The organism is Jidongwangia harbinensis (assembly GCF_020216025.1).
GTDB lineage: Bacteria > Actinomycetota > Actinomycetes > Mycobacteriales > Micromonosporaceae > Actinoplanes > Actinoplanes harbinensis.
Genome location: NZ_JAIWNC010000015.1, coordinates 1 through 21024, shown reverse-complemented (window position 1 = coordinate 21024; position 21024 = coordinate 1). Strand labels below are relative to the sequence as shown.

Genomic DNA, 21024 nt, shown 5'->3' with positions numbered 1-21024 from the left:
GAACCGGTTCTTGCCGCCCCTGACCCCCTGTGTAATCGTGTCAGCGTGGATCAAGACGACCCCGACATCTTCTCGGCGACCGGTGCGGTCGACGGTGACCGCGTCACCGTGGTCGTGACCGGCGAGGTCGACATGTCCACGGCCGGCGACATGATCTCCGCGGCCACCCGCGACTCGGCCCGCGCGGCGACGCTGGACCTGCGCGGTGTCACGTTCTTCGACTCGGCGGCCATCCACGCGCTGGTCCGGCTCGCCGAGCGCTACCCGGAGACGCTGGAGGTCCTGCCGTCCCCGCAGGTGCGCCGCGTCCTGGACATCTCCGGGCTGAGCGGCCAGCCCTGGCTGAAGAGCTGAGCGAACTCAGCCGGCCGCGCCGAGCGGCCGGCGCAGCGTCACCGACGTGCCCGAGTCGGACCGCACCACGGACAGCTCGGACAGCGCCCCGATCAGCGCCAGGCCGCGACCGCGGAAACCCGCCGACGTCGACGGCCGCCAGCGCCCGGTGTCCCGTACCGTGATCACCACCGCGTCGTCGGCCAGGCTCGCCTCCACCGTGACCACCGGCTCGCGGGGCTCTATCGGGTGTTCGATGGCGTTCGCCACCGCCTCCGACACGGCCACGGTGAGGTCGAAGACGTCGTTCTCCGGCACCTCGTGCGCGGTGAGGAAGTCGTCCAGGCGCCGGCGCAGCACGCTGAGCCGGTTGGGGTCGGCGGGCAGCCGCAGGACGAACTCGCGCGGCTCGGTCACCTGCAGGGCGAGCAGGGCGATGTCGTCGCGCCGGGTCTGCCGGACCACCTTCTCGAGCAGCGAGTCCAGCAGATCCTCCACGTGTTCGGCGGGCGTGGCGGCGTTCGAGGTGAGCTCCGTCAGTCCGCTGTCGATGCCGGCCTTGCGGTCCTCGACCAGGCCGTCGGTGTAGAGCAGGAGCCGGTCTCCGGCACCCAGTTCGGTCTCCCGCGTCGGATACGTCACGTCGCTGAGCGCGCCGACCGGTGGACCCAGCGCCGACGAGTAGAGGAACGAGCCAAGCCGCCCCGGGGTCACCAGCACCGGCGAGGGATGTCCCGCGGACGAGTAGTGCAGCTGCCGGCTGCGCGGGTCGAACCGCACGCACACCACGGTGGCGAACTGCCGCCGGCCCAGGTTGTCCACCAGGCGGTTGAGGCGGGTCAGGGCCTCGCCGCAGTCGAAACCCTCCAGGATGTACGCCCGGAGCGCGTTGCGGAGCTGACCCATCCCGGCGGCGGCCTGCACGCCCTTGCCGACCACGTCGCCGATCACCAGGAACAGCTGGTCGTCGGGGGCCAGGATCACGTCGTACCAGTCGCCGCCCACCTCCGCCTCGCTGCTGCCCGGCACGTACCGGCTGGCCACGATGGCCCCGGGCACCCGCGGCAGCGACTGCGGCAGCAGGCTGTGCTGCAGCGTGCTGGCGATCCGGTGTTCCGCCTCGTAGAGGCGGGCGTTCTCCAGCCGCAGGCCGATCAGCCGGGCCAGCTGGGTGAGCAGCACCGGCTCGGGCCGGCCGTCCTCGCCGGCCCAGACCCGCAGCTCGCCGAGCGCGGCGCCGGACGTGTCCGGCAGCGGCAGCACGGCGTCCGGCCCGGCGCCCGCGTCGGCGCCGCCGTCCACCTCGGACCGGGCGCCGGGCGCGGTCACCACCACCCGGCCGGCCGCGGTCATCGCCCGGACGTGACGCGCCGCCATGTCCAGCACCTCGGCCGTGGTCCGCACGGTGTTGACCGCGGCGGCCGCGTCGACCAGCCCGCGCAGCCGGCTGATGATCTGCCGGCGGACCTGCCCCAGCTCCAGGTTGGCGCGGACCCGGGCGGTGAGGTCCCGCGCGGAGAACGGCTTGACCAGATAGTCGTCGGCACCCGCGGTGAGCCCCTCCACGGAGGACTCCTCGCCGGCCCGGGCGGACAGGACCACGATCGGCACATCCCGGGTACGTTCGTCCGCCCGCAACGCCTTGATCAGCCCGAAGCCGTCCAGCCGCGGCATCATCACGTCCGTGAGGACCAGGTCGAAGGGCTGGGCCACGGCCCGGTCCAGCGCCTCCTGGCCGTCCGCGACCGCGGTCACCTCCCAGTGCGGGCGCAGCAGCCGGGCGACGTGGTCACGCAGGTCGGCGTTGTCGTCGGCGAGCAGGACCCGGCCCCGCCGCCCGGGCTGGACCTCACCGGCCGACTGTTCCGGGGTCTCGGGCACCGGACCGCCGGCCCACCAGCGCGCCTCCTCGACGTAGAGGCGCGGCTCCATCTCGGTCTCCGCGCCGTCGTCCGCCAGGATCCGGTCGGCCGGCAGGTGGGCGGTGCCGAACGGGATCCGCACCGTGAACGTGCTGCCCCGGCCCAGTTCGCTCTGCGCGGTGGCGGTGCCGCCGTGCAGTTCGGCCAGCTCGTGCACCAGCGCCAGCCCGATACCGGTGCCCTCGTGGCTGCGCGACCAGGTGCTGCTGACCCGGTGGAACCGGTCGAAGAGCAGCTTCTGCTCGGCCGGCGGCACGCCCACGCCGGTGTCGGCGACCTCGAGCACCGCGTCGTCGTCCTGCACGGAGACCCGCACGGTGATCTGCCCCACCCGGGTGAATTTCACCGCGTTGGAGAGCAGGTTGAAGACGATCTTCTCCCACATCTCGCGGTCCACCAGCACCGGCGCGGGCAGCGGCGGGGTGTCCACCTCGAGCCGCAGCCCGGCCCGTTCGATCGCGGACCGGAACGTGCTGGCCAGCCGCGCGGTGTAGTCGGACAGGTCGGTGGGCCGGTACGCGGCGCGCAGCCGCCCGGACTCCAGCCGGGAGAAGTCCAGCACCGTGTTGACCAGCTTCAGCAGGCGCAGGCCGTTGCGCTGCATCGGTTCCAGCCGCTCGCGCATCGCCGCGGGCAGCGCCGGCATGTCGAGCAGGTCCTCCAGCGGGCCCAGGATCAACGTCAGCGGGGTACGGAACTCGTGACTGACATTGGAGAAGAAGTTCGTCTTGGCGGCGTCCAGCGCGGCCAGGTCGGCGGCGCGGCGGCGTTCCTGCTCGTACGCGCGGAGGTTGGCGACGGCCCGGGAGATCTGCCCGTTGGTCAGTTCCAGGAAGTCGGAGTAGCCCCGGTCCAGTGCCAGGTACCGGCTCAGCCCGAGGACCAGCACCCCGACGTTGCCGGTGCCCACGCCGACCGGCAGCACCAGGGCCTCGGCGGCGGCCGACGGTGGCGGCGGATCGCAGGTCGTCGCGGCGGGCAACCGGTCCGGGCGGCTGGACCGCAGCACCTCGGCGATGGACTCGCGGACCTGGTCGTACCGCCTGCCGAAGGCCTCCGCCGGCGCGCCCGCCGCGCTCGCCAGGGTCGGCTCGCCGCCCTCGGCGGGGTCGTTCAGGTAGAGCGCGGCGAACGGCACGTCGGCGCCGTTCTCGCCGAACCACTCGGCCACCCGGGCGCCCAGCGTGGCCTGGTCGGGCGCGTCGGCCAGCCGGGACCCGAGGGCGCTCAGGGCACGCACCCGGCGCGCGCCCAGCACCCGTCCGGTGGTGTCGCTGACGATGCAGAAGACGCCGCGCACCGAGCCGTCGTCGGCCCGGATCGGGTCGTACGAGATGTCGAAGTACGTCTCCTCGAGGAAGCCGTACCGTTCCAGCGTGAACGGGTGGTCGGTGGCCCAGTACGACTCGTCGGCCCGCACCACGCCATCGAACAGTTCCTGCAGCACCGACCAGGTCTCGGACCACATCTGGCGGCCGGGCGCACCGAGGTAGCCGGGGTGCTTGCTGCCCATCGTGACGATGTACGCGTCGTTGTAGAGCGCGCAGTAGTCCGGCCCGTAGAACAGCACGATCTGGGCGCGCGACGCGAGCATGGTGGCGACGGCCTGGCGCAGTTCCGCCGGCCACTGCGCGGGCGGGCCGAGCGGTGAGGAGGACCAGTCCATCGCCAGCATCCGGCGGCCCATCTCGCCGCCGCGCTCGAAGGCAGTCCGCAGTTGCCGCGGCAGGACGCCGTCCGAGCCCGCGCCCATCCACCCTCCCGTCCCTGTTCCACCGGCAAGTTCTGCACCGTAACACCGCGCGGTCGGTCCTTCAGCGGGAGTGCGCCGGAGGACCGGTGGGCGCGTGGCTACCCTTGCCGGGGTGACCGCCTCCCCGCTGGAACGCGCGTTGACCGCCTCGGCGTTGCGGCCGCTGCCCGCCCCGGCCGCCGAACTGCTGCTGGACCTGCAGGCACCGCCCCGGCTCGGCGCCCACCTGCGCCTGGTGCACGACGTGGCGTGGACCCTGACCGACGCGCTGGGACGGTGCTGGCCCACGGTGCCGTTCGACACCACCGCGGTGCTGTTCGGTGCCGCCAGCCACGACATCGGCAAGGTGCTTCACCCGGAGGAGTTGTCCGGCCCGGGCTCCGCGCACGAGGCGGCCGGCGAGCGGCTGCTGCTGCGCTACGGCGTACCCCAGCACCTGGCCCGTTTCGCCGGCACCCACGGCTCCTGGACCGCGCCGGACGTCACGACGGACGATCTGCTGGTGACCCTCGCCGACAAGATCTGGAAGGGCAACCGGCTGCCGGAGCTGGAGCAGCGGGTGGTGGAGCACAGCGGCCGCACGCCGTGGGAGGCGCTGATCGAACTGGACGACGTGCTGGAGAACCTGGCGGCCGGAGCGGACGAACGGCTCGCGTTCCAGTTCGCGTTCCCGGTCGCGGCCTGACCGCCGGCCCGGCGTCAGGCGGCGAGGGCGGGGCGGGCCAGCCCGGCGCGGCGGGCCGCGGCCTCCGCCAGCGCGGCGAACACCCGCAGGTCGCCGGTGCGTTCCGGGTGCCACTGCACGCCCAGCGCGAACGTCCGGCGCGGGTCCTCGATGATCTCGATGACCTGGTCGTCCGGGCACCAGCCGGTCGGCGTGAACGTGCCCGGGTCGTCCACCGCCTGGTGGTGGAACGAGTTGACGGTGAGGTGCCCGCCGAGCAGTGCGTGCGCCCGGGATCCGGTCTTGGTGACCACGTCGTGCCGGCCGTACGCGGCGGCGTCCGCGGCCAGCGGGTCGGTGCCCGGCGCGGCCCGGTGCCGGTCGTGGCCGATCACGTCCGGCAGGTGCTGGTGCAGCGAACCGCCGCCGGCCACCGCCATCACCTGCTGGCCCCGGCAGACGCCGAGCACCGGCAGGTCCATCTCCAGAGCCGCCTTCATCAGCATCAGCTCGGCGGTGTCCCGGGCCGGGTCGATGTCGGTGGCCGGGTGCGGCTCCGCGCCCCAGTACGCCGGGTCGATGTCACCGCCGCCGGAGAACATGATGCCGTCCAGGGACTCGAGCACGTCGGTGCCCGGGTCGTCCGGGGTGATCAGGACCGCGCGGCCGCCGGTGGCGTGCACGGCCCGGACGTACGTCATCGGGAGCATCCCGGCCATCAGTTCGTTGCCGCTGTACTGGACGTGCTGTGCGTATGCGGTTAGTCCGATCAGGGGCCTGCGCATGTGGTGCGGTCTCCTCGTCTCGTCGTAGGTCAGGCGGTCGCCGCCGTCACCAGGGCACCGAACAGGCGCTGGTCGGAGTACAACTCTGGATGCCACTGCACGCCCAGGACAAACCTGTGCGCCGGATCTTCCACCGCCTCGACCGTGCCGTCCTCGGCCCGTCCGGTGACGATGAGCGTGCCGGGGTCGGCCACCCCCTGGTGGTGGTAGCAGTGCACCTCCCGGTCGTCGCCCATCAGCGCCGCGATCCGGCTGCCCGGGGTGAACCGGGCCTCGTGCGAGCCGTACACCCCGGGCGCCGGGCGGTGCTTCTCGTGCCCGAGCACGTCCGGCAGGTGCTGGTGCAGGGCGCCGCCGGCGGCCACCGCCAGCATCTGGATGCCCCGGCAGACGCCGAGCACCGGCAGGTCGGCGGCGAGCGCGGCCCGGGTGAGCAGCATCTCCGCGGAGTCCCGGTCCGGCCGGGTGACGGTCAGCGGCTCCGCGGCCGCGCCGTACAGCGCCGGGTCCAGATCGGCGCCGCCGCTGAGCACCAGGCCGTCGAGCAGCCGCAGCACGTCGGCGTCGGCGTCGTCCGGCGGCAGCAGCACCGCCCGGCCACCGGCCCGGGTCACCGCCTCGGTGTACGCGTGCGGGACCAGCGTCGTGTCGAGGTCCTGCCAGACCCCCCAGGACGCCGGTTCCACGTAGGTGGTGATGCCGATGATCGGGCGCATCTCTCCACCGTAACCAGACCGTCGCGTCACAGCGGGGTGACGTACGCCCCGGTGATGCCCCCGTCCACCACGAACTGGGCCCCCGTCATGAAGCTGGCGTCGTCGCTGGCCAGGAACGCCACCGCGGCGGCGATCTCCTCGGGTTCGGCGAACCGGCCCATCGGCACGTGCACCAGCCGCCGCGCGGCGCGTTCCGGGTCCTTGGCGAACAGGTCCATCAGCAGCGGCGTGGCGACCGGGCCGGGGCACAGCGCGTTCACCCGGATGCCCTCCCGGGCGAACTGCACGCCCAGTTCCCGGGTCATCGCCAGCACTCCGCCCTTGCTTGCCGTGTACGCGATCTGCGAGGTCGCCGCGCCCATCAGCGCCACGAACGACGCGGTGTTGATGATCGAGCCCTTGCCCTGCCGCTGCATGTGCGGGATGGCGTACTTGCAGCACAGGAACACGCTGGTGGTGTTGACCTTGAGCACCCGCTCCCACGCGTCCAGCCCGGTGACCAGGATGGAGTCGTCGTCGGGCGGCGAGATGCCGGCGTTGTTGAACGCGATGTCCACCCGTCCGTGGTCGGCGGCCACCCCGTCGAACAGGTCGCGGACCGAGTTCTCGTCGGCGACGTCGCAGGCCACGAACGTGCCCCCGACCTCCGCCGCCACTGCCTTGCCCGATTTTTCCGAAACATCAGCGCAAACCACCCGGGCGCCCTCGGCGGCGAAGCGGTGGGCCGTCGCCCGACCGATCCCGCTCCCCGCCCCGGTGATCACCGCGACCCGGTCCTGCAGTCGTTCCATGCAACCCTCAATCCGTGGAGATGAAGACGTTCTTGACGTCGGTGAACGACTGCAGGGCGTCCGGACCCAGCTCCCGACCCAGACCGGACTGCTTCATCCCGCCGAACGGAGTCGAGTACCGCACCGACGAGTGCGAGTTGACGCTCAGGTTGCCGGACTCGACACCGCGGGCCACCCGCAGCGCCCGGCCCACGTCGCGGGTCCAGATCGAGCCGGACAGGCCGTACTCGGTGTCGTTGGCCAGCCGGAGCGCCTCCTCCTCGTCGCGGAACGGCAGCACCGAGAGCACCGGCCCGAAGACCTCCTCGCGCCAGTGCCGGTCGCCGGTCGAGTGCGCGAGCAGCACCGTCGGCGGGTACCACCAGCCGTCGCCGTCCGGGGCGTCGCCGGTGAACGCCACGTCGGCGCCGGTCACGTAGGACGCCACGCTGGACCGCTGCCCCGCCGAGATGAGCGGTCCCATCTCCGCGGTGGGCCGGGACGGATCCTCCACCCGGAACGCCTTCACGGCCGGCTCCAGCAGGGCCAGGAAGCGGTCGTACACCGAATCCTGGACCAGCAGCCGGGACCGGGCGCAGCAGTCCTGCCCGGCGTTGTCGAACACGCTCGCCGGCGCGGACGCGGCGGCCCGGTCCAGGTCGGCGTCCGCGAAGACGATGTTGGCACTCTTGCCGCCCAGCTCCAGCGTCACCCGCTTCACCTGCTCGGCACAGCCCGCCATGATCGACTTGCCGACGCCGGTGGAGCCGGTGAAACACACCTTGCGGACCGCCGGATGCGTCACGAACCGCTGGCCCACCACGCCGCCCTTGCCCGGCAGCACGGTGAACACGTCCTCCGGCAGGCCCGCCTCCAGCGCCAGCTCACCCAGGCGGATCGCGGTCAGCGGGGTCAGCTCGGCCGGTTTCAGCACCACCGTGTTGCCGGCCGCCAGCGCCGGCCCGAACCCCCAGCCCGCGATCGGCATCGGGAAGTTCCACGGCACGATGATCCCGACCACGCCGAGCGGCTCGTGGAACGTCACGTCCACCCCGCCGGCCACCGGGATCTGCCGCCCGGCCAGGCGTTCGGGCGCGCCCGCGTAGTAGTCCAGCACGTCGCGCACGTTGCCCGCCTCCCAGCGGGCGTTGCCGATGGTGTGCCCGGAGTTGCGCACCTCCAGGTCGGCCAGTTCGTCGACGTGCGCGTCGACCACCGCCGCGAACCGGCGCAGCAGGCGGGCGCGGTCCGCCGGGGCGACCCCGCGCCAGTCGGCGAAGGCCCGGTGCGCACGCTCGATCGCCGCGTCGGTCCGGGCCAGATCCGACGCGGGTACGTCCGTCAGCACCGCCCCCGTCGCCGGGTTGATCACCTCAGTCACCCGCGCACCTCCGCTGACGCTGGTGTTCCACTGGAGTGCTCCAGTGGAACACCAGCGTCGTTATCCGGCGTCCATAACAACCGTGGTGTACCACCCGAGTGGATCACAGGCGCTCGAAGCCGCGCCGCAGCTCCCAGTCCGTCACCGCGGCGTCGTACGCGGCCAGCTCCACCTTCGCCATGTTCGCGTAGTGCGCGACCACCTCCGCGCCGAACGCCTCCCGCGCCGTGGGACTCAGCTCCCACAACTCGTGGGCGTCACGCAACGTCGACGGCACCCGCGGGGCGTGCGCGTCGTCGTAGGCGTTGCCGACGAACTCGTCCTCCAGCGCCAACTCGTTCTCGATGCCGTGCACCGCGCCGGCGACCAGCGCGGCGATCGCCAGGTACGGGTTCACGTCCCCGCCCGGCACCCGGTTCTCCACCCGCATCCCCTGCCCGTGCCCCGCCATCCGCAGCGCGCAGGTCCGGTTGTCCACGCCCCAGCGCAGCGCGGTCGGCGCGAACGAACCCGGCTGGTACCGCTTGTACGAGTTGATGTTCGGCGCGAACAGCAGGCTGAACTCCCGCATGGTGGCGAGCAGCCCGGCCACCGCCCGCTGCCCGGTGACGCTGAGGTGGGCCGGGCCGTCGCCGAGCATCGCGGACCGGTCGTCGTCGCCGCGCAACGAGAAGTGGATGTGGCAGGAGTTGCCCTCCCGGTCGTTCGGCTTGGCCATGAAGGTCAGCGCCATGCCCTCCTGCGCGGCGATCTCCTTGGCGCCGTTCTTGTAGATGACGTGGTTGTCCGCGCAGGTCAGCGCCTCGGCGTAGCGGAACGCGATCTCGTGCTGGCCGAAGTTGCACTCGCCCTTGGCGCTCTCCGGGACCAGGCCGGCGCCGTACATGTCGTTCCGGATCCGGCGCAGCAGGGGCTCCACCCGCGCGGTGCCGAGCATCGAGTAGTCGACGTTGTACTGGTTCGCCGGCTCCAGGTCCCGGTAGTTCTTCCGGAACGCCTGCTCGTACGTGTCCCGGTAGAGCACGAACTCCAGCTCGGTGCCCGCGTACGCGGTCAGTCCGTGCGCCGCCAGCCGGTCCAGCTGGCGGCGCAGGATCTGGCGCGGCGACGCGTACACCGGCTCACCGGCCGTCGTCTCCAGGTCCGCGAGGACCATCGCGGTGCCCGGCTGCCACGGCACCCGGCGCAGCGTGGCGAAGTCGGGCCGCATCACGAAGTCGCCGTACCCGGAGTTCCACGACGACATCGCGTACCCGTCGACGGTGTTCATGTCCACGTCCACCGCGAGCAGGTAGTTGCAGCCCTCGCTGCCGCCACCGGCCACCTCGTCCATGAAGTACCGGCCGTGCAGGCGCTTGCCCTGCAGCCGGCCCTGCATGTCGGTCAGGGCCAGCAGCACCGTGTCGATGCTGCCGTTGTCGACGGCGACATCAAGGTCCTCGAGTTGCATCCAGTTTCCTTATCCGTCGGTCGGCATGGTGGGCATGGTCTGTTCTCCCTGCGCCGCCTTCTCGATCAGATTCTGCTTCGGACCGGTGAACCACTTGCGGGCGCTGGCGAACCACCAGATCGTCGCGAGACCGAGCACCACCACCACCGCCACGATCGTGTAGTTGAAGGTGCTCGGCGTGATCGGACTGGCCGGCGGCAGCACGAACAGCACGCAGATCACCACTACCCAGCCGATCGCGATCCACCCCACCGGCGCACTCCACCGGCCCAGGTTCCACGGCCCCGGCTGGAAGTCCGGGTTGAGCCGGCGCAACAGCACCGGCCCGACGTACGCGATGTAGAGCCCGATCACCGCGACCGACGTGGCGGCGAGATACGCGGTGGTGTTCCACAACGACGGCAGCACCAGCAGGGTGGACAGCGTGACGCACAGCCAGATCGAGTTCGTCGGCGTACCCGTGCGGGGGTTGACCTGCTTCCACAGCCGCGAACCGGGCAGCGCACCGTCCCGGGCGAACGCGTACGCCATCCGCGAGTTCGCGGTCACCGACGCCATCCCGCAGAACCACTGCGCCACCATGCAGATGAACAGCAGGAACGCGCCCAGGTTGTCGCCGGCCGCGTCGATGAAGATCTGCGCCGGCGGCAGACCCAGTTCTGTGGTCCGCTGGGCGTCGTAGTCCTGGATCGACCAGGTGATCGCGAACAACAGGAAGAATCCGGCGATCAGCGAGACCACCACGGACATCACGATGCCCTTGGGCGCCGCGCGGGCCGCGTCGTGGGTCTCCTCCGCGACGTGCGCGGAGGCGTCATAGCCGGTGTACGTGTACTGCGCCATCAACAGGCCGATCAGCACCGCGTACAACGACGCCCCGGCGAACGTGAAGCCGGTCTCGTTGCGGACCTCGAAGAACACCTCGGAGATCGGCTTGTGCTGGTCCGGCACGATGGCCAGCACGCCCACGATGACCGCCACGCCGACCAGGTGCCACCACGCGCTGACGTCGGACAGCAGCCGGACCAGGTTCACGCCGAACGTGTTCAGCAGGCCGTGCACGGCGATGATGACCAGGAAGATCAGGAAGGTACGCCCGGCGGTGACCTCCATGTCGAAGGTCAGGCTGAGGAACGCGGACGTGGTGATCGCGGCTCCGAAGTCAATGGCCGCGGTCACCGCCACCTCGCCGAGGAAGTTGAACCACCCCACGAACCACGCCCAGGCGGCCTTGTTGCGTTTCGCCAGCGCGGCCGCCCACCAGTAGAGCGCGCCCGCGGTCGGATACGCCGAGCACACCTCGGCCATGGCCAGCGCCACGAACGTGACCATGACGCCGACGAAGACCCAGCCGAGCGTGATGGCCATCGGCCCGCCCGCGGTCATGGCGATGCCGTACGACGTGATGGCGCCGGCCAGGATGGAGATGATCGAGAAGGAAACCGCGAAGTTCGAGAAGCCGGACAGCCGACGGTGGAGTTCCTGTTGGTAGCCGAGCTGGGCGAGTCGTTCCTCGTCGGTGCTGGGGACGGGTGGAGTGCTCATGTCTCTCCCTCAGCCAGGGGCGGTGTGATCCAGGCCACGCCTGTCGGAATGATCTCCCCCAGTTGTTACGCGCGTCAATGAGCTGGGTTAATTGCGTTGCCGGCCGATCACCCACGGCCGCACACTTCTAGGCAAGCGCGGCCCTCGGCAAGCCTCGCGACACCGTGGAGCCGACACCGGCCCCGCACACAGCGGGCCTACCCCGGCTCCGCACGTGGCGGGCCGACACCGGCTCCCATGCGGCGGGCCGACACCGGCTCACCCAGGGCGGGTCGACACCGGCCCCGCACGTGGCGGGCCGACGCCGGCTCCCCTCGGGCGGGCAGGCACGGGCCCGCCCTCCCGCGGCGGCGCGGGGACGCGGTCACCTCTCTCTCACGCGGCATCGCCGCGCCATGCGCCCGTCCCCGCGCCGCCACACCACCGCTCTCCCCTCCTCCGCGACGACCCGCCGACCAGCGGCGCCGCCCGGGTGGCCATATCCATCGGAGGCACGCGGCACCCGGCTCAACCGCACGCCACAACCCGCCGACCCTGAGCCGGGCCGACGGCCCACGAAGGCCGACCGCGCCACCGGCAACGGACAGCCGCCCCCGCGAGCGAGCACCCGAGCAAAAATCTACAGCGGCGACACTAGAAATCCGCTCGTGGTGGGCATAACATCCAAGGAGTCGGCCACGCACAGCCGGCAAGCAACTGGCACAACTTTGAGTTGGCGTAAGGAGGACGAGATACCGCATCTCAGCGAAATCGCAACGTCCCCGACCCGACAAGAGGTGATCGCAGCCGATGCCCATCACTACGGTCGATCGCTAGCGGCACGCAGGCGAACGACCGCATGCGCCGACCTCAGTCGGCACCAGAATTGAACAGCCAGGGCCCCGGTTACCCGCCGGGGCCCTGGATTGTGTGGAAGGCATGATGAACACCGCGTTTGACGACGCCGACTACCCGGCATACACGATGGGCCGCGCCGCCGAGATGATCGGCGTGACGCCTGCCTTCCTGCGCAGCCTCGGCACGGCCGGTCTGATCGAACCGCAGCGCTCGCTGGGCGGCCACCGCCGCTACTCGAGGCACCAGCTCCAGCTCGCCGGCCGCGTGCGCCAACTCCTCGACGAGGGCATGCCCCTCACCGCGGCGTGCCGCATCGTCACCCTGGAGGACCGGCTCGCCGCCGCGCACCGCCACATCCTCGACCTCGGCGGCACGCTCACCCCGGACGACGACGCCAACGTCCCCACCCAGACCCACCCGGACATCGCCACGCCAAGCTATTACCGCACCCCCGCCCCCTGACCACCCGCCCGTCCCCGGCCCGCACCCCCGCCCCTGACCACCCGCCCGCCTCCGGCCCGCACCCCCGCCCCCCTGATCACCCGCCCGTCTCCGGCCCGGTCCCCCCATACCCCCTCGCCGTCGCCGCCGGCGATGTGCGATGGTCGCCGCATGCCCACGCCGCCGACCCTCGACGACTGGCACCGTCCCGGGCCCACCGCCCGGCAGCGCCGCATCGACCTCTACATCGGACTCGCCACCGTCGCGGCCGCGCTGGCGAACGTGGCGATGGCCCGGAGCCTGGGCCTGTTCCCCTTCGGCACCACCCCGGGGGCCGCGGAGCAGTACGCCTTGGCCTTCGCGGTGGCGGCGCCGCTGATCTGGCGGCGCACGCATCCGGAGATCGCGCTGCTCGTCGTGGCGGCGGTGTTCATCGCCGGCCAGGTGCGCGGTTCGCAGGAGACCCAGATCGCCTCGGGGGCGATCTTCGCCGCCATCTATGCGCTCGGCGCCTGGGGCCGCAACCGGGATCGGGCGCGCTGGGTGCGGCTCGTCGCCATCTCCGCGATGTTCGTGTGGCTGGGCATCTCCTGGTTGCTCTCCTTCGACGAGATCCGCGAGCAGACCCGAACGGACGCCGCCGGTCCGATCACGCCGTTGCTGGCCGCGCTGGCCAACGGCGTCCTGATCAATATCCTGATCTTCGGCTTCGCCTATCTGTTCGGCGAGACGGCATGGCTGGCGGCGCGCCGTCAGTACCAGCTGGAGCAGCAGGCCGAGGAGTTGCGCGCCGCGCAGGACCAGGCGAAGGAGCGTGCGGTGTTCGGCGAACGGGTGCGCATCGCCCGCGAACTGCACGACGTCGTCGCGCATCACGTGTCGGTGATGGGCATTCAGGCCTCGGCGGCCCGGCGGGCGCTGGACAAGGACGTGGGCAAGGCCCGGACCGCGCTGGGCGCGGTGGAGGAGAGCGCCCGCACCGCGGTGGACGAACTGCGCCGCATGCTCGGCGCCCTGCGGGCGTCGTCGTCGGGACCGGAGCCGTCCGCGCCCGCCGGCCTGGAGCGGATCGATGAGATCATCACGCGGGTACGGGAGTCCGGCCTCACCGGAACCCTGACCGTGTACGGCGACCCGCTGCCGGTGCCCCAGTCGGTGTCGCAGGCGGCGTACCGGATCGTGCAGGAAGCCGTGACCAACACGTTGAAGCACGCGCGTGCCTCCTCTGTGGACGTGCGAATCCGCTACCTCGAACGGGAACTGGAGATCGACGTGGCCGACGACGGCCGAGGGGGCACCGCGCCGGGCGACGGGACGGGCGACGGGATGGGCCTGATCGGCATGCGGGAGCGGGTGTCGGTGCACGACGGCACGGTGGAGGCCGGCCCCCGCGCCACGGGCGGCTTCCGGGTACGCGCCCGGCTCCCGGTGCAGCGCGAACTGGCGGCACAGGCATGATCCGGGTGCTGCTCGCGGACGACCACCAACTGGTCCGCACCGGGTTCCGGGTCATCCTGGAGATTGAGGACGACATCGAGGTGGTGGGCGAGGCGTCCGACGGCAAGCAGGCGGTGTATCTCGCGGAGCGTCTCCGGCCCGACGTGATCCTGATGGACGTGGAGATGCCGGGGATGGACGGCCTCGAAGCCACCCGGCGGATCACCACGGCGAACGGCCCCTCCGTGCTGATCCTCACCACGTTCGACCACGACGAGTACCTGTTCTCCGCCCTGCAGGCCGGCGCGAGCGGCTTCCTGCTCAAGAACGGCACGCCCGAGGCGCTGACCGACGCGGTCCGGGTCGTGGCCCGCGGCGACGCGCTGCTCGCCCCGCAGATCACCCGCCGGGTCATCGCCGCGTTCGCCCGGCCGGGCGTCACCGCCGGTTCCGACCCGCGCCGCCTCGCGGAGTTGACCCCGCGCGAGCACGAAGTGCTGGTGCTGCTGGCCGGCGGCGCCACGAACGCGGAGATCGCCGCTGACCTGCAGCTGGGCGAGACCACGGTGAAGACCCACGTCAGCAGGGTGCTGATGAAGCTGGGCGCGCGGGACCGGACCCAGGCGGTGGTGCTCGCGTACGAGCTGGGTGTGGTGCGGCCGGGTCCTCCGCGCGGATGACCCTGGTGATCGTTCCCGGGCCGGACGCGCGGAGGCCGCCGCTTGCCTAGCGTCAAGGTATGACCGACGTGTTGGACGTCGACGCCGTGAGCCGCAGCTTCGGTGATCGACAGGTACTCAAGGATGTCTCCTTCCTGGTGACCGCGGGCCGGATGACCGGTTTCGTGGGAGCCAACGGAGCCGGCAAGACCACCACCATGCGGATCATGCTGGGCGTGCTGTCCGCCGACTCCGGCCAGGTGACCTGGCGCGGGACGCCGCTGGACCGGCCGACCCGTCAGCGGTTCGGGTACATGCCGGAGGAACGGGGCCTGTACCCGAAGATGACGGTTTCCGACCAGGTCGTCTACCTCGGTCAGCTGCATGGCATGACCCGTGCCGACGCGCGCCGGAACACCGCGGCGTTGCTGGACCGGCTGGGGCTGGGCGAGCGCGCCGGCGACCAGGTGGAGAAGCTGTCGCTCGGCAACCAGCAGCGGGTCCAGGTGGCCGCGGCGCTGGTACACGAGCCGGAGGTGCTGGTGCTGGACGAGCCGTTCTCCGGACTGGATCCGCTCGCGGTCGACACGGTGCTGGGCGTGCTGCGGGAGCGGGCCGCGGCCGGGGCGCCGGTGCTGTTCTCCAGCCACCAGCTCGAACTCGTGGAGCGACTCTGCGACGACCTGGTGATCATCGCGGACGGCTCAATCCGCGCGTCGGGGAGCCGGTCGGCGCTGCGTGCGTCGTACGCGCAGCCTCGCTTCGCGATCCAGGTCGCGGCGGATGCCGGATGGCTCCGGGACCAGGCCGGGGTGACCCTGGTGGAACTGGACGGCCCCCGCGCCGTCTTCGATCTGGCGCCGGAAGCCGACAACCAGTCGGTGCTGCACGCCGCGCTGGAACGCGGTCCGGTGCACTCGTTCGGCGCCGTCACCCCCTCGCTCGCTGAGATCTTCCGGGAGGTCACCCGATGAGCACCTTCGCCGCGGCGCGGTTGGTCGCCGAACGCGAGATCAAGGTCAAGCTGCGCGACAAGACGTTCCTGTTCAGCACCGCGTTCTTTCTGTTGATCGCGGTGGCCAGCACGGTGCTCCCGGCCCTGCTGGACGGCGGGCCCACCACCGTCGCGGCCGCGTCGTCGTCGCCCTCCGCGGAAGCGCTCCGCGACGCCGGCCTGGAGGTCCGTGCCGTGGCGTCCGACGCCGAGGCGGAGCGGCTGGTCCGCGACGGTGACGTCGAGGCCGCGGTGGTCGCCGGTCCCCGGGTGCTCGCCTTGGAGGATGCGCCGGGGGACGTGGTTCAGGCGCTCAGCACCGCCCCGCCCGTACAGTTGCTCGAACCCAGTTCGCTGGACCCGTTCGTCGAGTTCATCGTGCCGTTCGCGCTGGCCTTCGTGTTCTTCATGACGTCGTTCGCCTTCGGGCTGCAGATCGCGCAGAGCGTCACCGAGGAGAAGCAGAGCCGGATCGTGGAGATCCTGGTGTCGAGCGTGCCGGTCCGCGCGCTGTTGACCGGCAAGGTCGCCGCCATGACGCTGCTCGCGTTCGGCCAGATCGCGCTGATCGCCGTGGTGTCCTACGTCGGCATGCAGATCGCCGAGGTGGACGCCGGCGTGGTCGGCCAGATCGGGCCCGCCATCGCCTGGTTCCTGCCGTTCTTCGTCCTGGGCTTCGTCATGCTGGCCACCCTGTGGGCCGGGGTGGGAGCGCTGGCCGCCCGCCAGGAGGACGTCGGCGGCGTGTCCACCCCGCTGCAGATGGCCGTGATGATCCCGTTCTTCGCGGTGGTCTTCCTGTCCGACAACGCCACCGCCATGAAGGTGCTCTCCTACCTGCCGCTGTCGTCGCCGGTGGCCATGCCGATCCGGCTGTTCAACGACGAGGCGGCGGGCTGGGAGCCGATCGCGTCGCTCGCGCTGCTGACCGTCGCCGCGGTGATCTTCCTGGCGGTGGGTGCACGCATCTACGAGGGATCGCTGCTGCGCACCAACGGGAGGACGCCGGTGTCCATCGCGTGGCGCAGTCGCGCCCTGGTGGACTGACGGGGCCACCCGCCCGGACGGGACGCCGCGCACAGGCTGAGCAGGCGGCTGCGAAGCTCGGCCCGGTCGGCCGCCGGTCGTATCCGGGGTCCGGTCCGCTCCGGCTTCCCGGCCGGTGTCGCGCGGCGGGTCCCCGGACCGCGACCTCCGGGCGTGGATCATCATGGCGCTCATGATCAGCGATCGCTCCCGGACCGCCATCGGTCTCGGCGCCGGCGCGTTCGTGCTGGCCGGTGCGACGATCATGCTGGTCGCCGTGGTCGCCGCGCCCGGACCGTGGACCCAGGGGTACGTGAGCGAGGCGGGCACCGCCGGCCAGCCGCTCGCGATCGCGTACCGATGGGGGCTGTCCCTGCTCGCCCTCGGCGTCGCCCTGCTGGGCCCGGCGCTGGTCCTGCGCGCCGGGCCGGGCACGCACCCGAAGGGTGCTGCGGTCGGCGTGCCGAAGCCTGTGTTCCCGCCGGAAACGCCCGACCGGACGACAGCCTTGCCGGAAAGAGCGGGGCGGCCGACAGCCGAAGACGCACGCGAGACGCCCAACCGGACCACAGCCCTCGTCCGGCGCGTACGACGGATCCGCGCCTGGGCCGACAAGCCGGTGTTCGTGCGGTCGGCCCGCCTGGCGGCCACCTTGCTCGCCGCCGCCGCGGTGCTGGCCGGCACGTCGGCCGTCGTCCCGTGCAGTAACCAGTGCCCGCTGCCGCCCTTCGAACCCACCACGCCCGCCGACGTCGTCCACACGGCGGCCAGCATCGTCGGCATGGTGCTGCTGGCAGCGGCGATGGCCGGGGTCGCCCTCGCCGACGTGCGCACCGCCCAGCGTCGGCTGGCCACCGTCGCCGTGGCCGGCACCGTCCCGACCGGCGGCACGCTCGGCCTGACCATGCTCCTGGCCGGCCGGGGCCCGCTGAGCGCGGGACTGGAACGCCTGCTCCTGGTGATCGCGGTGAGTTGGCTCATCGGCACCTCCCTCTTGACAGTACTACGTAATTCCGTAAAAGTGGAGCCATGGAATCGCTCGAAACCCGGGTCTCGGCACTGGAACAGCAACTCGCCGAGCTGATCGCCCGCCCCGATCACCCGGCCCCGCCGGCCCCGCCGGCTCCGCCGTCCACCGACACCTTCTGGGCGCTGGAGGGCCTGCGTGCCCACGCCGCCGACTTCGCGCACGGCGCGGTGCTGTTCACCGGCACGGTCGATCTGCCCACCGGCGAGCACTACGACTGGCAGCACGGCACGGCGGTCGACGACCTGCTCGAGGCCGACTGGGCCGACTCGGCAGAGACCCTCGGCGCCTTGGGCCATCCGGTGCGCCTGCTGCTGCTGCGTCGCGTGCTGGCCGGGGTACGCACCGCCGCCGAGCTGGCCGCCGAGGAGGGTTTCGGCACCACCGGGCAGCTCTACCACCACCTGCGTCAGCTGGTCGCCGCCGGCTGGCTGCGCACGTCCGGCCGCGGGCGCTATGCGGTGCCCGGCGAGCGGGTGGTGGCGCTCCTGGTGATCCTGTCGGGGGCGCGCCGGTGAGCGCCCACGGTGGACCGGACCGGCCGCGCCCGGCAAGATCGGGGGATGTCGACGCGATGGGGCATGACCGTCCCGCTGAGTGGGGTTCCGCTGGCCGAGCACGCCACCGTCTACGCGACGCTGGCCGACGCCGGCTTCACCGATGTCTGGTCGTCGGAGGTCGCCGGCTCGGACGCGTTCACGCCGCTGACCCTGGCCGCCGCCTGGGAGCCACGTCTCCGGCTCGGCACCGCGATCGCGCCGGTGTTCACGCGCGGGCCGGGGCTGCTGGCGATGAGTGCCGCGGCCCTGGCGGAGGCGGCGCCCGGTCGCTTCCAACTGGGCATCGGGGCGTCCTCACCGGTCGTGGTCGGCGACTGGAACGCGGTCGACTTCGACGAACCGTTCGCCCGCAGCCGCGACGTCCTGCGCTTTCTCCGCGCGGCGCTCGCCGGCGACCTGGTGGACGGCGAGTTCGAGACCTTCGCGGTACGCCGCTTCCGCCTCGAACGTCCGATCGCCACGCCACCGCCGATCATGCTGGCGGCGTTGCGACCCGGCATGCTCCGCCTGGCGGCGGCCGAGGCCGACGGGGTGATCCTGAACTGGCTCGCCGCACGGGACGTGCCGACGGTGCTGGCGGAGACCAGGGACGCCGGTCCGGGGTTCGAGGTGGCCGCGCGGATCTTCGTCTGTCCCACCAGCGACGTGGCGCACGCGCGCCGCGCGGCTCGCCGCCTCATCGCGGCATACCTGACCGTCCCGGCGTATGCCGCGTTCCACCGCTGGCTCGGCCGCGAGCCCGCGCTCGGGCAGATGTGGGACCGGTGGGCGGCGGGCGACCGCAAGGGTGCGCTCGCCGCGATCCCGGACGCGGTGGTGGATGAGCTGGTCGTGCACGGCACGCCGGACGAGTGCCGGGCCAAGGTGCAGGCATACGCCGACGCCGGGGTCACCGTGCCGGTGATGGCGCTGATCGGCACGCCGGAGGGCGACCCGAGCCTGGACCTGCTGCGACAGCTCGGGCGCTGACCCGCAGCCACCAGGCCCGGCAAACGACCCGACCGCAGACCCGGCAAACGACCTGACCGCAGACCCGGCCAACGACCTGACCGACTAGGGCAGCCGGCGAAAGGCCGGCCCAGACCACAGCAGGCCGGCGAGGTGACAGCTAGAAGAGCACCGTGGCGAACGTCCCCGACTGGACGAACCCGCACCGCGCATACACCCGGCGGGCCGGGGTGTTGTAGTCGTTCACGTACAGGCTGACCGTGGGCGCCACCCGGCGCAGCGCGTCGGCGGTCACCGCCGCCATGGCCGCCGTCGCCAGGCCCCTGCCCCGGAACTCCGGATCGACCCACACGCCCTGGACCTGTGTGGTGCGGCGGGTGACGACCGCCAGCTCGGCCTTGAAGATCACGCGGTCGCCGGAGAACCGGGCGTACGCCCGCCTGGCGCGTACCAGTTCCGCGATCCGCCGCCGGTAGCCACGGCCGCCGTCGTCGATGAGCGGCGAGACGCCGACCTCCTCGGAGTACATGGCGACGGCCGCCGGGAAGAGCTGGTCCACCTCGTGCGGCTGCACCAGCCGGACGCCCGGGTCCGGGGCGATCGGCGGCTCGGAGTCCGCGACCAGCAGCGGTTGATCGGGGCGCACGTCGCGGGCCGGCCCCCAGTGCCCGCCGAGCCGGCTCCACAGGTCGAGCACGGCGTCGGCTCGGCCGATGATCGACGAGCAGATGCGCGGTTCGGCGCCGAGCACCTCGGCGTACGCGGCGACGGCCGGCGCGGTGGCGCAGACCGGCACCAGGTGCGCGCCGGACCAGCACAGTGACTCGACTTTGCGGCCGGAGCCGTAGCCGTACACGCGGCCGTCCGCCCGCCACCAGTTCAGGCCGTGCGCCGCCACACGCTCGGCGATCTGGGCGCCGGCGTAGGGGTCGTGGTCGAGGATTCGCTCGACCGTTGCCCGCTCGGACTCACCGAGCTGGCGCACGGGCACCGTCAGCACGGTTATCAGATTGCCAGATGTCCGGTCGGACCGGCCGACCGTCCCCCATGCAGCAAAGAAACCCTTGCTGCCGATACGTTGCCGATATATCGTCAACGTATCGGCAATAGATCGGAGATAGTCATGAGGAATCACCAGCACCACCACGAGGGCCATCCGTATGTCGCCTGGATGCGCGGCTTCGGCTTCCCGCCCGGGTTCCCGTTCGGCGCCGGTCCGGAGGGCTTCGGCGGGCGCGGCGAACGCGGCCACCGCCGCGGCGGGCGTGGCAGCCGGCCCAACGTGCGCACCGCGGTCCTGGCACTTCTGCTGGAGCGGCCGATGCACGGGTACGAGCTGATTCAGGAACTGGAGAGCCGCACCGGCGGCATGTGGCGGCCCAGCCCGGGCTCGATCTACCCGACCCTCCAGCTCCTGGAGGACGAGGGCCTGATCGAGCCGGAGGCCGGCACCGGGCGCAAGAGCTACCGGCTCACCGACGCCGGCCGGGCCGAGGCCGAGGCCGCGGCGCAGAATCCGCCGTGGGCACAGTTCACCGACGACACCATGTCGCAGGCCCAGGACTTCCGCGACGCGGCCGTCGGCATCATGGGCGCGCTCAAGCAGGTCGGCTTCAACGGCACGCCGGAGCAGCGGCAGCGGGCACTCGAGGTGCTCAACGACACCAAGCGCCGGCTGTACGCCATCCTGGCCGACAGCGAGTGAGGCCGGGAAACGACCGTGGGGGGGGGCCGGGGGGCGCCCCGGGGGACCCCCCCGCGGGCCCCCCAACAGTA

Annotated in this window: 19 protein-coding genes; 11 read left to right on the top strand and 8 right to left on the bottom strand. The window is 72.0% G+C overall.

What is annotated here, in order from left to right:
- The first annotated feature begins 45 nt into the window (after window positions 1-45).
- Complete coding sequence (locus LDL48_RS20380) at window positions 46-354, top strand: STAS domain-containing protein (protein WP_225256773.1); 309 nt, start codon at window positions 46-48, stop codon at window positions 352-354.
- A 6-nt stretch (window positions 355-360) separates the two neighbouring features.
- Here LDL48_RS20380 and LDL48_RS20375 read toward each other — a convergent pair whose 3' ends face one another.
- Window positions 361-4008 (bottom strand): SpoIIE family protein phosphatase, encoded by a 3648-nt coding sequence (locus LDL48_RS20375; protein WP_225256772.1) that lies wholly within the window; start codon window positions 4006-4008, stop codon window positions 361-363.
- 112 nt (window positions 4009-4120) lie between these two features.
- Here LDL48_RS20375 and LDL48_RS20370 point away from each other — a divergent pair, with 112 nt between their 5' ends.
- Window positions 4121-4693, top strand: a complete 573-nt coding sequence (locus LDL48_RS20370) for an HD domain-containing protein (RefSeq protein ID WP_225256771.1) — start codon at window positions 4121-4123, stop codon at window positions 4691-4693.
- 14 nt (window positions 4694-4707) lie between these two features.
- On the opposite strand, the gene LDL48_RS20365 is transcribed toward LDL48_RS20370, so the two are convergent.
- From LDL48_RS20365 to LDL48_RS20340, 6 genes are all read right to left on the bottom strand, one after another.
- Complete coding sequence (locus LDL48_RS20365; protein ID WP_225256770.1) at window positions 4708-5457, bottom strand: gamma-glutamyl-gamma-aminobutyrate hydrolase family protein; 750 nt, start codon at window positions 5455-5457, stop codon at window positions 4708-4710.
- A gap of 29 nt (window positions 5458-5486) precedes the next feature.
- The gene (locus LDL48_RS20360) at window positions 5487-6173 is read right to left on the bottom strand and encodes a gamma-glutamyl-gamma-aminobutyrate hydrolase family protein (RefSeq protein ID WP_225256769.1); all 687 of its coding nucleotides are present in this window, start codon (window positions 6171-6173) and stop codon (window positions 5487-5489) included.
- A 26-nt stretch (window positions 6174-6199) separates the two neighbouring features.
- Window positions 6200-6964, bottom strand: coding sequence for a 3-oxoacyl-ACP reductase (locus tag LDL48_RS20355; protein ID WP_225256768.1), 765 nt, complete (start codon window positions 6962-6964; stop codon window positions 6200-6202).
- A 7-nt stretch (window positions 6965-6971) separates the two neighbouring features.
- Complete coding sequence (locus LDL48_RS20350) at window positions 6972-8324, bottom strand: aldehyde dehydrogenase family protein (protein WP_225256767.1); 1353 nt, start codon at window positions 8322-8324, stop codon at window positions 6972-6974.
- Window positions 8325-8427: 103 nt separating this feature from the next.
- Window positions 8428-9774, bottom strand: coding sequence for a glutamine synthetase family protein (locus tag LDL48_RS20345; RefSeq protein WP_225256766.1), 1347 nt, complete (start codon window positions 9772-9774; stop codon window positions 8428-8430).
- A gap of 9 nt (window positions 9775-9783) precedes the next feature.
- On the bottom strand, window positions 9784-11319 hold the full coding sequence (locus LDL48_RS20340; protein WP_225256765.1) for an amino acid permease: 1536 nt from the start codon (window positions 11317-11319) through the stop codon (window positions 9784-9786).
- 921 nt (window positions 11320-12240) lie between these two features.
- Here LDL48_RS20340 and LDL48_RS20335 point away from each other — a divergent pair.
- The 8 genes from LDL48_RS20335 (at window position 12241) to LDL48_RS20300 (ending at window position 19269) form a co-directional block, all read left to right on the top strand.
- Window positions 12241-12618 carry a MerR family transcriptional regulator gene (locus LDL48_RS20335; RefSeq protein ID WP_225256764.1) on the top strand — a complete coding sequence of 126 codons (378 nt, stop codon included), beginning with the start codon at window positions 12241-12243 and terminating at the stop codon, window positions 12616-12618.
- A 150-nt stretch (window positions 12619-12768) separates the two neighbouring features.
- Window positions 12769-14055: a sensor histidine kinase gene (locus tag LDL48_RS20330; RefSeq protein WP_225256763.1), complete on the top strand. Its 1287-nt coding sequence runs from the start codon at window positions 12769-12771 to the stop codon at window positions 14053-14055.
- The gene (locus LDL48_RS20325; protein WP_225256762.1) at window positions 14052-14714 is read left to right on the top strand and encodes a response regulator; all 663 of its coding nucleotides are present in this window, start codon (window positions 14052-14054) and stop codon (window positions 14712-14714) included. The genes LDL48_RS20330 and LDL48_RS20325 overlap by 4 nt, the downstream gene beginning before the upstream one ends.
- Before the next feature lie 59 nt (window positions 14715-14773).
- Window positions 14774-15667: an ABC transporter ATP-binding protein gene (locus LDL48_RS20320; RefSeq protein ID WP_225256761.1), complete on the top strand. Its 894-nt coding sequence runs from the start codon at window positions 14774-14776 to the stop codon at window positions 15665-15667.
- The gene (locus LDL48_RS20315) at window positions 15664-16734 is read left to right on the top strand and encodes an ABC transporter permease (protein WP_225256760.1); all 1071 of its coding nucleotides are present in this window, start codon (window positions 15664-15666) and stop codon (window positions 16732-16734) included. Before LDL48_RS20320 ends, LDL48_RS20315 begins: the two co-directional genes overlap by 4 nt.
- 172 nt (window positions 16735-16906) lie before the next feature.
- Window positions 16907-17797 carry a DUF998 domain-containing protein gene (locus tag LDL48_RS20310; RefSeq protein WP_225256759.1) on the top strand — a complete coding sequence of 297 codons (891 nt, stop codon included), beginning with the start codon at window positions 16907-16909 and terminating at the stop codon, window positions 17795-17797.
- Window positions 17743-18258 carry a helix-turn-helix domain-containing protein gene (locus tag LDL48_RS20305; protein ID WP_225256758.1) on the top strand — a complete coding sequence of 172 codons (516 nt, stop codon included), beginning with the start codon at window positions 17743-17745 and terminating at the stop codon, window positions 18256-18258. Before LDL48_RS20310 ends, LDL48_RS20305 begins: the two co-directional genes overlap by 55 nt.
- A 45-nt stretch (window positions 18259-18303) precedes the next feature.
- Window positions 18304-19269: an LLM class F420-dependent oxidoreductase gene (locus LDL48_RS20300; RefSeq protein ID WP_225256757.1), complete on the top strand. Its 966-nt coding sequence runs from the start codon at window positions 18304-18306 to the stop codon at window positions 19267-19269.
- A gap of 139 nt (window positions 19270-19408) precedes the next feature.
- Here LDL48_RS20300 and LDL48_RS20295 read toward each other — a convergent pair whose 3' ends face one another.
- The gene (locus tag LDL48_RS20295) at window positions 19409-20248 is read right to left on the bottom strand and encodes a GNAT family N-acetyltransferase (RefSeq protein WP_225256756.1); all 840 of its coding nucleotides are present in this window, start codon (window positions 20246-20248) and stop codon (window positions 19409-19411) included.
- A 123-nt stretch (window positions 20249-20371) separates the two neighbouring features.
- On the opposite strand from LDL48_RS20295, the gene LDL48_RS20290 reads away from it, so the two are divergent.
- Window positions 20372-20953 (top strand): PadR family transcriptional regulator, encoded by a 582-nt coding sequence (locus tag LDL48_RS20290; protein WP_225256755.1) that lies wholly within the window; start codon window positions 20372-20374, stop codon window positions 20951-20953.
- The last annotated feature ends 71 nt before the right edge of the window (window positions 20954-21024 follow it).

Excerpts from the sequence above, each read along its gene's own strand:
- LDL48_RS20375 (WP_225256772.1), bottom strand. The coding sequence starts at position 4,008 with ATGGGCGCGGGCTCGGACGGCGTCCTGCCGCGGCAACTGCGGACTGCC.
- LDL48_RS20365 (WP_225256770.1), bottom strand. The coding sequence starts at position 5,457 with ATGCGCAGGCCCCTGATCGGACTAACCGCATACGCACAGCACGTCCAG.
- LDL48_RS20360 (WP_225256769.1), bottom strand. The coding sequence starts at position 6,173 with ATGCGCCCGATCATCGGCATCACCACCTACGTGGAACCGGCGTCCTGG.
- LDL48_RS20355 (WP_225256768.1), bottom strand. The coding sequence starts at position 6,964 with ATGGAACGACTGCAGGACCGGGTCGCGGTGATCACCGGGGCGGGGAGC.
- LDL48_RS20345 (WP_225256766.1), bottom strand. The coding sequence starts at position 9,774 with ATGCAACTCGAGGACCTTGATGTCGCCGTCGACAACGGCAGCATCGAC.
- LDL48_RS20340 (WP_225256765.1), bottom strand. The coding sequence starts at position 11,319 with ATGAGCACTCCACCCGTCCCCAGCACCGACGAGGAACGACTCGCCCAG.
- LDL48_RS20335 (WP_225256764.1), top strand. The coding sequence starts at position 12,241 with ATGAACACCGCGTTTGACGACGCCGACTACCCGGCATACACGATGGGC.
- LDL48_RS20330 (WP_225256763.1), top strand. The coding sequence starts at position 12,769 with ATGCCCACGCCGCCGACCCTCGACGACTGGCACCGTCCCGGGCCCACC.
- LDL48_RS20325 (WP_225256762.1), top strand. The coding sequence starts at position 14,052 with ATGATCCGGGTGCTGCTCGCGGACGACCACCAACTGGTCCGCACCGGG.
- LDL48_RS20320 (WP_225256761.1), top strand. The coding sequence starts at position 14,774 with ATGACCGACGTGTTGGACGTCGACGCCGTGAGCCGCAGCTTCGGTGAT.
- LDL48_RS20315 (WP_225256760.1), top strand. The coding sequence starts at position 15,664 with ATGAGCACCTTCGCCGCGGCGCGGTTGGTCGCCGAACGCGAGATCAAG.
- LDL48_RS20310 (WP_225256759.1), top strand. The coding sequence starts at position 16,907 with ATGATCAGCGATCGCTCCCGGACCGCCATCGGTCTCGGCGCCGGCGCG.
- LDL48_RS20305 (WP_225256758.1), top strand. The coding sequence starts at position 17,743 with ATGGAATCGCTCGAAACCCGGGTCTCGGCACTGGAACAGCAACTCGCC.
- LDL48_RS20300 (WP_225256757.1), top strand. The coding sequence starts at position 18,304 with ATGTCGACGCGATGGGGCATGACCGTCCCGCTGAGTGGGGTTCCGCTG.
- LDL48_RS20290 (WP_225256755.1), top strand. The coding sequence starts at position 20,372 with ATGAGGAATCACCAGCACCACCACGAGGGCCATCCGTATGTCGCCTGG.